Annotated in this window: 9 protein-coding genes; 5 read left to right on the forward strand and 4 right to left on the reverse strand. The window is 71.3% G+C overall.

Annotated elements, in window-relative coordinates; genetic code table 11:
- Positions 1 to 1,116: hypothetical protein (locus VF697_RS15860; protein ID WP_331095820.1), on the forward strand; the 1,116-nt coding region annotated here is incomplete at its 5' end.
- Between the two features lie 27 nt (positions 1,117 to 1,143).
- Here the strand turns inward: VF697_RS15860 and VF697_RS15865 are convergent.
- Positions 1,144 to 1,809: a sterol desaturase family protein gene (locus VF697_RS15865; RefSeq protein ID WP_331095822.1), complete on the reverse strand. Its 666-nt coding sequence runs from the start codon at positions 1,807 to 1,809 to the stop codon at positions 1,144 to 1,146.
- Positions 1,810 to 2,035: 226 nt separating this feature from the next.
- Here VF697_RS15865 and VF697_RS15870 point away from each other — a divergent pair, with 226 nt between their 5' ends.
- From VF697_RS15870 to VF697_RS15880, 3 genes are all read left to right on the forward strand, one after another.
- Positions 2,036 to 3,343 (forward strand): c-type cytochrome, encoded by a 1,308-nt coding sequence (locus tag VF697_RS15870; RefSeq protein WP_331095824.1) that lies wholly within the window; start codon positions 2,036 to 2,038, stop codon positions 3,341 to 3,343.
- Positions 3,344 to 3,352: 9 nt separating this feature from the next.
- On the forward strand, positions 3,353 to 5,035 hold the full coding sequence (locus tag VF697_RS15875; RefSeq protein ID WP_331095826.1) for a M55 family metallopeptidase: 1,683 nt from the start codon (positions 3,353 to 3,355) through the stop codon (positions 5,033 to 5,035).
- 325 nt (positions 5,036 to 5,360) lie between these two features.
- Positions 5,361 to 6,260: a hypothetical protein gene (locus VF697_RS15880; protein WP_331095827.1), complete on the forward strand. Its 900-nt coding sequence runs from the start codon at positions 5,361 to 5,363 to the stop codon at positions 6,258 to 6,260.
- A 36-nt stretch (positions 6,261 to 6,296) separates the two neighbouring features.
- Here VF697_RS15880 and VF697_RS15885 read toward each other — a convergent pair whose 3' ends face one another.
- On the reverse strand, positions 6,297 to 7,694 hold the full coding sequence (locus tag VF697_RS15885) for a cytochrome P450 (protein ID WP_331095829.1): 1,398 nt from the start codon (positions 7,692 to 7,694) through the stop codon (positions 6,297 to 6,299).
- Positions 7,695 to 7,824: 130 nt separating this feature from the next.
- On the opposite strand from VF697_RS15885, the gene VF697_RS15890 reads away from it, so the two are divergent.
- On the forward strand, positions 7,825 to 8,373 hold the full coding sequence (locus VF697_RS15890; protein ID WP_331095830.1) for a molybdenum cofactor carrier protein: 549 nt from the start codon (positions 7,825 to 7,827) through the stop codon (positions 8,371 to 8,373).
- 106 nt (positions 8,374 to 8,479) lie between these two features.
- On the opposite strand, the gene VF697_RS15895 is transcribed toward VF697_RS15890, so the two are convergent.
- Together VF697_RS15895 and VF697_RS15900 are read right to left on the reverse strand one after the other, a co-directional pair.
- Positions 8,480 to 10,390 (reverse strand): S8 family serine peptidase, encoded by a 1,911-nt coding sequence (locus VF697_RS15895; protein WP_331095832.1) that lies wholly within the window; start codon positions 10,388 to 10,390, stop codon positions 8,480 to 8,482.
- A 98-nt stretch (positions 10,391 to 10,488) separates the two neighbouring features.
- Positions 10,489 to 11,124, reverse strand: a complete 636-nt coding sequence (locus VF697_RS15900) for a hypothetical protein (RefSeq protein ID WP_331095834.1) — start codon at positions 11,122 to 11,124, stop codon at positions 10,489 to 10,491.
- Between the last annotated feature and the right edge of the window lie 297 nt (positions 11,125 to 11,421).

Consider the following 11,421-nt stretch of genomic DNA (forward strand, 5'->3'; position numbering starts at 1 on the left):
GACGCTGTTCGCCGTGCCCTGTCCATTCGTGATCTGACCGACCCCGCTGCGGGCCCCCATGCCATGCAGCGCCTCATCGATGATGTGCTCTCCGCCCTGCGCCTCGCGTGGCATTGCGACGTGCGCCTCCACCGGCAGAGCCCCATCGTCTCCGTCGCCGACAACTACGACCGGCTGCGCTACCCGCCCGAGGGCGCCGCTCGCGATGCCCGCTACACCCGCTACGTCTGTGACACCGCGCTGCTGCGCACCCAGACCTCGGCGATGATTCCCCCGCTGCTGCGTCAGCTCGCCGCGTCCCAACCTCCCGAGGACGTGCTGCTCGCCTGTCCCGGGCTCGTCTACCGCCGCGACAGCATCGATCGGTTGCACACCGGCGAGCCCCATCAGATGGATCTCTGGCGCATCCGCACGGGCGCGCCGCTCGGCGTCGAGGACCTGCGCCACATGGTGGAGACCGTGGTGCGCGCCCTGCTCCCCGGGCGCGAGCCACGCCTCACTCCGGCCCGACACCCGTACACCACCGATGGGCTCCAGATCGACGTCCGCCACGAGTCCGAGTGGGTGGAGATCGGCGAGTGCGGTCTGGCCGACCCGGCGCTGCTCGCCGAGAGCGGCCTGGACCCGGTGCGCACCTCGGGGCTCGCCATGGGGCTCGGGATGGATCGCATCCTCATGCTGCGCAAGGGCCTCGGGGACATCCGCCTGCTGCGCGCCGAGGAGCCGCGCATCGCCTCGCAGCTGCTCGACCTGGAGCCGTACCGCGAGGTGTCCTCCATGCCCGAGGTGCGCCGCGACCTGTCGCTGGTGCTCGAGGGCGATGCCACCTCCGAGGAGCTCGGAGACGCGGTGCGGGCCGCCCTGGGCTCACGGGCCGAGGTGGTGGAGACCGTCGAGGTGCTCTCGGAGACGCCCTGCGAGGCGCTGCCTCCCGCCGCCGTGAAGCGACTCGGCATCTCACCCGGGCAGAAGAACGTGCTGCTGCGCGTGGTCCTGCGCGCGCTCGACCGCTCGCTCACCCATGCCGAGTGCAACGAGCTGAGGGACCTCATCTACGCCGCCCTGCACCGGGGCACCGCCTGGCACTGGGCGGCGGCGGCTCCCGCGCACCCGTAGGCCGTGCCCCGGTCGACCGCGGCGGGACTACTCCGCCGCGGTGGAGTCGGCGCCCTGCTTCGCCGCCTCGCGCGCCGCCTGCCCGCGCACCTGCGTCGAGCCCACCAGCCGATCAATCCACATGTGGCTGATGCCGAAGTTCTTGTCCGGGCAGGCGAAGTGGTGCGCCATGTGGTGCGCGCGCATCGTCTTGCCCCACTGGGTCCACGGCTTCTTGTAGTGCACCGCCCAGTGCAGGTAGTCGTAGGCGAGGTAGCCCACGACGATGCCGAAGAAGTAGGGAATCGTGGCGTCCGGCCGGCCCACCAGCCACAGCAGCCCGCCGATGATGATGGCCAGCGGGATGCTCGCCCCCAGGGGCATCACCAGCCGCTGCGGATCATCCGGGTACGTGTGGTGGTAGCCGTGGATGATGGCGTGGAAGCGCCGGGTGAGCGGCCCATTGCCCTCCCAGTGGAAGAGGTTGCGGTGCAGCGTGTACTCCATGAAGCACCACGTGAGGTACCCCAGGGGCGCGAACAGGGCGACCATCCCCACGTGGGTCGTCCCGCTCCACAGGCCCCAGGCCAGCAGGCCGGTGATGAGGGGGATGTAGAAGGCGAACGGGGTGGCGGGGTGGATCTTCGAGCAGGCTTCGAGGAAGTCGTTCTCGAACATCCGCCCGGAAGCGTGGCGCGCGTACTCGGTCTTCATGGCCGTACCAACTTGGTGGCGGGGTGGTGTTGCTTGGCGGACACGCCGCCGCCGTCCTTATATACCCCCGGCACTCGGAGGGGTCGTCACGAAAATGGTGCGCGTCCCCACGCCCCCCGCGCTTCAACCCCAGGAGTGCGCTCGGCTGGACTCCAGACGGACTGGGTGTGTCTACCCTTGAACCCGGAGTTGCGGCATCCTGGATTTATCCGGAGGACGTGAACAGATGCACCAACGAGTCCTGAGCGCCGTGTATGGCACCCTGCTGGCGGGCGCCGCCATGCTGTCCGGGTGCGCGAGTGTCGCCAACACCGCCTACCCGCCCATCCAGGCGGACAAGTCTCCCGAGGCGCTCGCACGCGGGGAGGCCCTCTTCCGCGGCACCTGCGAGGCCTGCCACCGTCCGCCCGAGGGACAGCGCGTCACCGGTGCGCCCATGAAGGACGCGCCCGCCTGGCTCGGCACCCTCTACACCGCCAACCTCACCTCCCACCCCACCGCCGGCATCGGCTCGGCCAGGGACGAGGAGGTGGCCCGCGCCATCCGCTACGGCGTCACGCGTGACGGGCGCATGGTGCCCATGCCCGGCTCCATCATGGGCGACAAGGACATCGCGGCCGTGCTGGGCTTCATGCGCTCCCAGCACCCCCTCTTCGAGGCCGATGCCACCGTGGCGCCCCGCACGGACTTCTCCTTCCTCGGCGGGCTGGCCTTCGGGATGATCTCCAAGGTGCCGGAGCATCCGGCCTCGGGCATGCCCGTGCCCGCCAAGGCGCCCACCCTGGAGTACGGCCGCTACATGGCGTCCGTCTACGACTGCGCGGGCTGCCACACCAACAGCTTCGACCCGAAGGACTCGGAAGGGCCCAAGGGCTTCTCCGGGGGCCGGGAGTTCGTCGGCGCCGATGGCAAGCCCGTGCGCTCCGCCAACATCACCTTCGACTCCACCGGCATCCAGGGCTGGAGCCTCGAGGACTTCACCCGCGCCGTGCGCGACGGGCTCGCTCCCGATGGAAACATCGTCCGCTACCCCATGCCTCGCTACCGCGCGGCGGATGAGGTGGACATGAAGGCCCTCTATGAGTACCTCCGCTCGCGGCCCGCGCGCCGCAACGAGGTCGAGGGTGCCCGCCCCCACACCGCTCCCTCCGCCAGCGCTCCGGCCGCCCAGGTGACGCCCGCCTCCGTGTCCACCGAGGCCGTGGAGCCCGGCTCGCTCGTGCGCACCTCCGCGCCCGCGCTGCTCGCGGAGCTCGTCCTCGCGCAGGCCGAGCCGAAGAAGGACGTGGATCCCGCCGCCCTCTTCGGACGGCTGGGCTGCACGCTGTGCCACGCTCCGGGCGCCCGCTACCACGACCGCATGAACCAGGCCACCAGCAAGTCCGAGCAGGACCTGGCCAGGTGGATCCGCAACCCGGAGAAGTTCGTCCCCGGCACCACCATGCCCACCTACGCCTCGCTCATCGACGAGCCCACGGCGCTGGTGCTGGCGAAGTGGATCAAGTCCGGTGGCCCCAGCGCTCCCAGGAAGTAGCCGAGCGCCATGAGCACACGCCGGGCGCTGCTCATCGTCGACCTCGAGGGCGTGGCCGGCGTGGACGTTCCCGGCGCGCTCATCTCCGGGACTCCGGAGTACGCGCGCGCCCAGGCCCTCCTGACGGCGGAGGTGAACGCCGCCGTCGAGGGCCTGCTCGCCGCCGGTTTCCAGCGGGTGCGGGTGAGCGACAGCCACCTGTCCGGCTCCGGCGAGCTGAACCTGCTGTCCGAGGCGCTCCACCCCGCCGCCGAGCCCTGCTTCCTCCCCGAGGACGCGTACGCACCGGAAGTCTTCGAGGACGTGCACGCGGTCGCCTGCGTGGGGATGCACGCGGCGGCCGGCTCGGCGGGTTTCGGCGCGCACACCGTGGACGTGCTGGGGGCGTGGACGTGCGCGGGCCGGGCCCTGTCGGAGGCGGACCTCGTGCTGGCGCTCGCGGCGGAGGCCGGGGTGCCGGCGGTATTCGTCTCCGGAGATGACGTGCTGCGGGCGGGCCTCGAGGGCCGCGTGGGGTACGTGCAGGCCAAGGTGGCCCTCTCCGTCACGCGGGCCTTCTCGCGCCCCACCGAGGAGGTGCTCGCCGAGCTGACCCGCGCCGCCGCGCTGCCGGGCCGGCCCGTGGAGCCGCTCCCGGACGTGCCCCTCGTCCTCACCTTCAAGAGTGGGCACCAGGCGGCGCTCGCCGCGGAGGCAGGTGCCCGGCGCCTGGACCGCTACCGTGTGGAGGTGGAGGGACGCACCTTCCGCGAGCGCTACACGCGGGCCTTGCGCGCCGCGTCAGCCGCGAGCGCCGTGCTGGCGGACGCGGTGCGGGACGTGCCCGGCAGCCCCGCCTTCACCCGGGACGCCACGGCCCTCTTCCAGCTGCCGGGGCCCCCCGCGGCTCCGGCTTCCCCGAGGACGGACGAGGCGGATCGCGCGCTGCGGGCCTTCCTCTCGCTGACGGAGGGCGAGGGGGATGAGGCCCGGGCGCTGCGCGCGCTGACGCTGCACATGCTGGAGGGCCATGCGCCCGGGGCCTTCGCCCGGCGGGGGCTGGGGCCCACCCTGGAGGTGGCGGTGGCCGCGCTGGCGGAGGTTCCCCTGGCGCTTCCTCCCGGGTTGGATCCCGAGGTGGGCATGGCCCGGGTGGACGCCTGGTACGTGCGTCGCGAGCGGGGCCTGTCCCACGCGCCCCTGGCGCCGTCCGCCTTGCGCGCCTACCTGGAGTCACTCGACGACGAGGGCCACGGCCTCCATGCGTGGCTGCTGGGAGAGATGGCCGCCTCGCGGGGGCTGGATGTGCGCATGCTCGTCCCCGAGCGCGCCTTTCGGGACCTGTCGCGCCTGGTGGACCTCTACTGGCTCACGCACCTGTACCTGCTGGACACCCACTACCTGCGCGCCCCGCTCCGGGACGCGCGCGCGGCGGCGTGGACGGAGGAGCTGCTGGTGGCCACCCCCTGGCTGGTGGAGCAGGGCCATGTGGACCTGGCGGCGGAGGTGGCCTTCTGCCTCCAGTGCGCGGGCGAGGCCGGAGGCGGCGCGCACGAGGCCCTCTTGACGCTGCTCGTCACGCACCAGCAGTCCGAGGGCCGACTGTCGGATGGCACGCTGGGGCCGGATTCCGACGCGGGCGCGGCCCATGCCACCGCGGGCGCGCTGATCGCCCTGCTGGGAGCCGAGGAGCGCTCACCTTTCCCCCGATAGTGCCCACGCGGGCGGCCATCTTTCCCAGAGCAGGTAGGAGTTTTCCATCCGTCGCCCGGCGGGAGGGTGGGGGCGACCCCCCATGCGTTGAGTGCCCCACGCCGGCTCGGGCCCAACGTCGAGCGTTGCACGGACAAGTTGTCGAATCGCTGACTTTCATGGCTTTCCCTGACTTCCTGCCCATGCAGGGAACTCCCTGAGTACCCACTCTCGACTTGTGGCCCCTACCGAGCAAGGGACCACGAGCCGGAGGTGAGCCATGGGTTTCACGTCTTTCGAAGGTCTGCGGAGCGGGATGGCCGGGCGTGGGGCGGGTCGGAAGGGAATGGCGTGGGTTGTTTCCTCGGCCCTCGCGCTGGTGGGCGCCACCGGGTGCGGCGTGCAGGAGCTGCCCCCCGAGGACGACGCGTCCACGCTCCAGACGCAGTCGCAGGAGCTCGAGGTGGACAACGGCCTGTCGCTCAACGGCCTGTCGCTCAACGGCTTGTCGCTCAACGGCCTGTCGCTCAACGGGCTGTCCACCACGGACTTCTCCTCCTGGTTCACCGGCGATCCGAAGACCAATGACCGGCTCATGCGGTACATGATCCGCTGCGCGGTGCCCGCGGGCCAGACGCGCAGCTTCACCCACCCGAGCACCGGCGTCGTCTACACCTGGCCGGGCGCGCTGGGCCTGGCGCCGAACTGGGCGGGCGGGGCCCCGGCCACCCTGGCGGAGCAGCAGGTCATCTCCTCGTGCCTGGCGGCCCACGCCAACAACTACGGGCTGCACGTCGCCATCTCCGTGCTGGGCCGTGACTCGAGCGGGGCGAACATCCCCTACTCCTCCGAGGAGCTGGCGGCCTACGGCAAGAAGGAGTCCTGCTTCTTCGGCAACGTCTTCGCCAACCAGGGGCTCTACGCCGGCAACGACCGCAACTCCCTGGCCGCCGACGAGAGCACCTCGCGCCCGTGCGGCCTGAAGGGCTACAAGGCGACCGCCAACGCGGAGTGCGCGCAGGTGCAGCGCATCGGCCAGTGCGAGGAGTATTGCACGCTGGATGCCAGCGGCACCTTCTACACGACCTGCACCTACAACGGCGTGCAGTACAGGCCGCTCACCACCCGCATCCGCCACCAGGACGTCCACCGCTGCGGCGACGGCATCTGCCAGCAGGGGGAGAGCCCGGGTTGGGGCGTCACCGCCGACAGCTGCCTGCTCGACTGCGGCTCCCCCAGCCCCTAGTCGGAGCGGGGCCCGAAGCCGGGCCCCCCGCGGGACTCACGCCGTCCGCGATTGCGCCTGGGGCGCGTTCGGGCGGCGCACCACCCCCATGGGCATGGCCCCTCGGGGCCGGAGGGTGACGTGGGGCTCGGGCTCCACGGGCACGCCGGGCACCCCGCGCAGGGTGAAGCGCTGGGCCACCATGGCGAGGATGAGCTGCGCCTCCATCATCGCGAAGTTGTTGCCGATGCACTGGCGCTGCCCCCCCCCGAAGGGCAGGTAGGCCCAGCGCGGCCGCTCCTTGCTCTTCTCCGGCAGGAAGCGCGTCGGGTCGAAGCGCTCGGGCTCGGGCCAGAAGTCCGGGTGGCGGTGGGTGACGTAGGGGACGAGCACGACGATGTCCCCCTTGGGAATCCGGAAGCCGCCCACCTCGTCGTCCTCGGTGGGCACCCGGGGAATGGCCCAGATGGGCGGGTAGAGGCGCATCGCCTCCTCGAAGACACACGTCACGTAGCGCAGCTTCGGCAGGTCCTCCACCGTGGGCAGGCGCCCGCCGAGCGCCGCGTCCACCTCCGCGTGCAGGGTGGCCTCCACCTCGGGGTGCTTCTCCAGCAGGTGGAAGGTCCACGCGAGCGCGGTGGCCGTCGTCTCGTGGCCGGCCAGCAGCAGCGTCATCACCTCGTCGCGCAGCTGCGCGTCATCGAAGGCGTCGCCCGTGTCCGCGTCGCACGCCTCCATCAGCATGCCGAGCAGGTCATTCGCCTTCGTGGCCCCCGCCGCGCGGCGCGAGGCGATGATGCCACCCACGATGTGCTCCAACGTGGCCGTCGCCCGCTGGAAAGCGCGGTTCTGGCGCGTGGGCAGCCGGTAGAGCCAGGGCTGGTAGGGCAGGGGCGAGACGATGCGCGCGTTGGTGACCTCGAGCGCGGAGGTGAAGGCCTCGCCCAGGGCGCTCGTCTGCTCGCGCACGTCCGCGCTGAAGAGGGCGCGCACCACCACCGTGAGGGTGAGCTTCATCATCTCCTGGAAGACGGGCACGGGCCGGCTCGCGTCCACCGCGGGTGCCCACGTCTGGAGCATCTCGGAGACGCTGTCCGTCATCATCGTGGCGAGCGCGGCCAGGCGCTCGCGGTGGAAGGCGGGCTGGGAGAGCCGGCGCTGGCGCTTCCAGAAGTCTCCCTCGGCGGTGAGCAGGCCGTTGCCCACCAGGGGGCGCGTCTTGTCGAAGACGGAGCCCTTCGTGTAGCGGGCACTCGCGTCGGCCAGCACGTGCTTGACGTGGTCCGGGTGGGTGAGCTGCTCCACGTAGACGTAGGCCATGCGGTAGCGCACCACGTCCCCGAACTGCTGGCGGGCTCGCAGGTAGAGGCCGAGCGGATCCGTCTGGCGCTGGAGCTGGTGGCCCCACAGCCAGTGGCCCGGGGGCATGGGAGGCAGCGGTGCGGAGGTCGTCATGGCTTTCCAGGGAGAGGCGAAAAGGAAGCCCGATTGTGTACGCCGCGACGCGTCGAGGCCAGCTTCCAGACGCTCGCGGGACGGGGGTAGGGTGGGGCCGTCTCCTCTCGTCCTCGCCCGGAGCGAAGCCATGCGCACCCGACGTGAAGTCATTGGCCTGCTGGGCTCGGGGACGGAGGAGCACCGGGCCCTGGTGGAGCCGCTGGCGCGGTGGCTGGCCCGGCAGGGCTTCCACCTGCTGACGGGGGCGGGCGGCGGGGTGATGCGCGCGGCGGCCGAGGCCTTCGTCGCGGTGGAGGAGCGCGCCGGGCTCTCGCTGGGCATCGTGCCGGGGACGGTGGGGGAGGAGGGGTGGCGGCCGAAGCCGGGCTACCCCAATGAGGCGGTGGAGGTGCCCATCCTCACGCACCTGCCGCTGAGCGGCGCGCGGGGGACGGAGCCGATGAGCCGCAACCATCTCAACGTGCTCACCGCGCGGGCGCTGGTGGCGTTGCCGGGAGGCGCGGGCACGGTGTCCGAGGCGGTGCTCGCGCTGCGCTACGGCAAGCCACTCATCCTCTTCGGTCCGCGCGAGGCCTTCCACGCCTTCCCCGCGGAGCTGGAGCGGACGGAGGCGCTGGAGCGGGTGTGCGCGTTTCTCCTCGCCGCGCCGCACCCGGGGCCTTCGGGGTCGGGCTGAGCCCTGGAAAAAAAGACGCCCACGGCACCGGGCGAGGAGCAAACCGGTGCCATGGGCGCTGCGCGCGGGGAAACGCGCGCTCCTGTGCTGCGACTGCGTGATTGCCTTACTGCGAGACGGGGACGAGCGTGTCCACCTGGGCGGTGCCGGTGTAGCTGGTGGGCGTGTTGAGGAAGCCCTTGAGCTGCACGCGCCAGGTGCCCGCCACCGGGCGGGGGATGGACACCCCCTCCGAGACGGAGGTGCCGTTGGCGCTGCTGCCCACCAGGTTGCCGCTCGGATCGTAGACGTACAGGTCCAGGTCCAGCGCCGGGTTGCCCCAGGTGGTGGTGATGCGCAGGGCGTGGGTGCCGGCGGGCACGGAGAGGCTGTGCTCGTGCGCGGCCTCGCTGAGGGTGACGTCCAGCACCGGCACCTTCACGGACAGGCCCACGTTGCCGCTCCAGCCCGGCAGGGCCGTGGTGACGGTGGTGGTGCGGCTGCCGGCGGACTCGGAGGCCGCGCGCACCGCGGCGTAGGCGTCCGCGTAGCCCGCGCCCACCTCCCACTGCTCGAGCTTGCGCGTGACGCCGGTGGTGGCGTTCTGCTCGTACATGGGCCTGGCGGTGGAGGTGAGCGCCGCCAGCACCCCATCCAGGTTGAGCGCCGGGTTGACCTCCAGCATCTGCGCGACGACGCCGCTCAGGTGCGGGGTGGCCATGGAGGTGCCATCCAGCGCCGCGTAGAAGGGCTCGGGGTGCAGGCCGTCCAGGCCGGTGTACGGGTGGGCAATGGTGGCCGTGGTGGCGCGCGCCGCGACGATGGCCACGCCGGGCAGGACGATGTCCGGGTGGTGGTTGGCGTCACCGGGGATGCCGCGGCTGGAGAAGCCCGCGAGCTGGCCCGGCAGGCCCTGGGAGAGCAGCGGGTTGGTGGCCGTGCTGGTGTCCTTGGCGGCGCCCGCGCCCACCGAGATGACGCACGGCGAGGCGCTGTACGGGTTGAGCGTGTCCGCGCCGGGGCCGTCATTGCCCGCCGCGAAGGCGACGATCATCCCCTCGTCATAGGCGCGCTTGGAGGCGATGCTGATGGGGTCGAAGGGCGCGAAGTGGCTGCCGCTGGAGCCCCACGAGTTGGAGATGACGCGCACGTTGTACGTCTCGCGGATGTCCGGGTTCATCAGGTAGTCGAAGCCCTGCAGCGAGTAGAGGATGCTGATGGCCTCGCCGGCGCCCACGGCCAGCAGGCTCGCGCCCGGGGCCACGCCCTTGTACTTGCCGCCGGACTGCGCGCCCGAGCCGCCGATGGTGCTCGCCACGTGCGTGCCGTGGCCGCTCGTCAGGTCGCTGTTGGGCACGTCCAGGTAGAGCGCGCCGCTCGCGCCCGACTCGACGATGGGGGCCACCACCTTCACGTTCTTCACCAGGTTGGGGAAGTCCCCGTGCGTGCCGTCCACGCCCGAGTCGATGATGCCCACGCCCACGCCCGCGCCCGTGGCGTTGTAGGCCGTGCGCGCGGTGTCCGCGCCGATGTAGCGCACGCTCTCGTCCAGGAAGTAGTGCAGCGGCCGGTCCTGGTAGATGGAGAGCAGGCCGAGCGGCTGCAGCGCGGTGCGCAGCGTGCCCATGAGCGCGGGGGTGACGGGCACCTTCAGCGCCACCATGGGCAGCGCCTTGAAGGCCCCGAGGTTGTCTCCCAGCGAGAGGCCCAGGGTGCTCTTGAGCACGTCCACCGCGGGCGCCACCGCCTCCTGCGTGTTGAAGGACAGGATGAGCGTCTTCACCATGCCGTCGCTCTTGAGGCTCGGGTCCACCACCGCCTGGGTGAGGGCCGCCTGCGCCTGGGGGGAGGCGTAGAGGGCGGCACAGGCGCCCTGCCCGGTGACCGGCTGGTCCACGACCTTCTTGTTTCCCGAGAGCGCGGCACGCGCCTGCACGGAGGCGCCCGGGGTCCGCGCGGCCTCCGGCTCGGACGCGCCGCAGCCGGCGACGAAGGCGGTGGTGGTGAGGGCGAGGCCCAGCGTCTTGATGGCTTTCATGGTGCTCCCTGGAGAAAAAGAGGGCGCCCGAGGCGAAAAACCCCGGGCGCGTTTCTTCCTATTGATTCGAGGTTTTCGGTTTGGATCCGGAATTCCGCTTAGCCGTTGGGGGGCAGGTAGCGGGCCGACGTCACGGCGCCGTTCACGTCGAAGGTGATGCTCTGGTTGGGGGTGCCCACCGGGACGCTGGGGATGCTGGCGTCGCGCTCGGGGATGACGATCTGCTTGCCATCGAAGGTGATGACCTTGCCCGGTGCCGTCACGGGGTTGCCCACGATGTTGATGAGGATGGCGCCGACCTCCGCGGTGGCACCCGGCAGGGTGAGGACCGAGGCGGGGATGTGGACGGGGACGGCCGGGGTGCTCACGCCATCCACGTTGACGCAGCGGCTGGGCGAGAGGTTGAGCTCCGGGATGGTGAAGGAGATGGAGGGGATGTGCTGCGAGACGCCGGGGACGAACACCATCTGGCCGTCCGTACCGAAGTCCGCGCCGGGCACGCGCACCGAGTAGCCGAGGATGACCTGCTCCTGCTCATCCAGGTGGACGCGGATCGGCTGGACATCCGTGTTGCTGTCCGGCACCACGACGGCCACGGCCGGGGTGGTCACCGTGCGCGAGTCGACCTTGCTGATGACGTAGACGCAGGTGGGATCGGCCAGCGCGATGCCCGGAACGCACACACCAGCAACCGCGGCACCGACGAGGAAACGCTTCAGGGAACGGGTAGTCATGGTTGTTCTCTTCGGACGAAGGTTTGAAGGCTTGGGGGAAATCAGGAGAAACAGCGCTGCGGAAGACTGGGGAGGGGCCGGCCACGAGGGCCCCTCCCAGGTGCATCGAACTGGATGAATCCGGCGCTCGCTCAGCTGTTGGGCGGGAGGTAGCGGGCCGACGTCACAGCGCCGTTCACGTCGAAGGTGATGCTCTGGTTGGGGGTGCCCACCGGGACGCTGGGGATGCTGGCGTCGCGCTCGGGGATGACGATCTGCTTGCCATCGAAGGTGATGACCTTGCCCGGCGCCGTCACG

It is taken from the genome of Archangium sp., assembly GCF_036388035.1.
GTDB lineage: Bacteria > Myxococcota > Myxococcia > Myxococcales > Myxococcaceae > Archangium.

What these genes read in the sequence shown, in the direction of transcription:
- VF697_RS15885 (WP_331095829.1), bottom strand. Translation starts at nt 7,694, where the DNA reads ATGACGACCTCCGCACCGCTGCCTCCCATGCCCCCGGGCCACTGGCTG.
- VF697_RS15895 (WP_331095832.1), bottom strand. Translation starts at nt 10,390, where the DNA reads ATGAAAGCCATCAAGACGCTGGGCCTCGCCCTCACCACCACCGCCTTC.
- VF697_RS15880 (WP_331095827.1), top strand. Translation starts at nt 5,361, where the DNA reads ATGGCGTGGGTTGTTTCCTCGGCCCTCGCGCTGGTGGGCGCCACCGGG.
- VF697_RS15865 (WP_331095822.1), bottom strand. Translation starts at nt 1,809, where the DNA reads ATGAAGACCGAGTACGCGCGCCACGCTTCCGGGCGGATGTTCGAGAAC.
- VF697_RS15900 (WP_331095834.1), bottom strand. Translation starts at nt 11,124, where the DNA reads ATGACTACCCGTTCCCTGAAGCGTTTCCTCGTCGGTGCCGCGGTTGCT.
- VF697_RS15870 (WP_331095824.1), top strand. Translation starts at nt 2,036, where the DNA reads ATGCACCAACGAGTCCTGAGCGCCGTGTATGGCACCCTGCTGGCGGGC.
- VF697_RS15890 (WP_331095830.1), top strand. Translation starts at nt 7,825, where the DNA reads ATGCGCACCCGACGTGAAGTCATTGGCCTGCTGGGCTCGGGGACGGAG.
- VF697_RS15875 (WP_331095826.1), top strand. Translation starts at nt 3,353, where the DNA reads ATGAGCACACGCCGGGCGCTGCTCATCGTCGACCTCGAGGGCGTGGCC.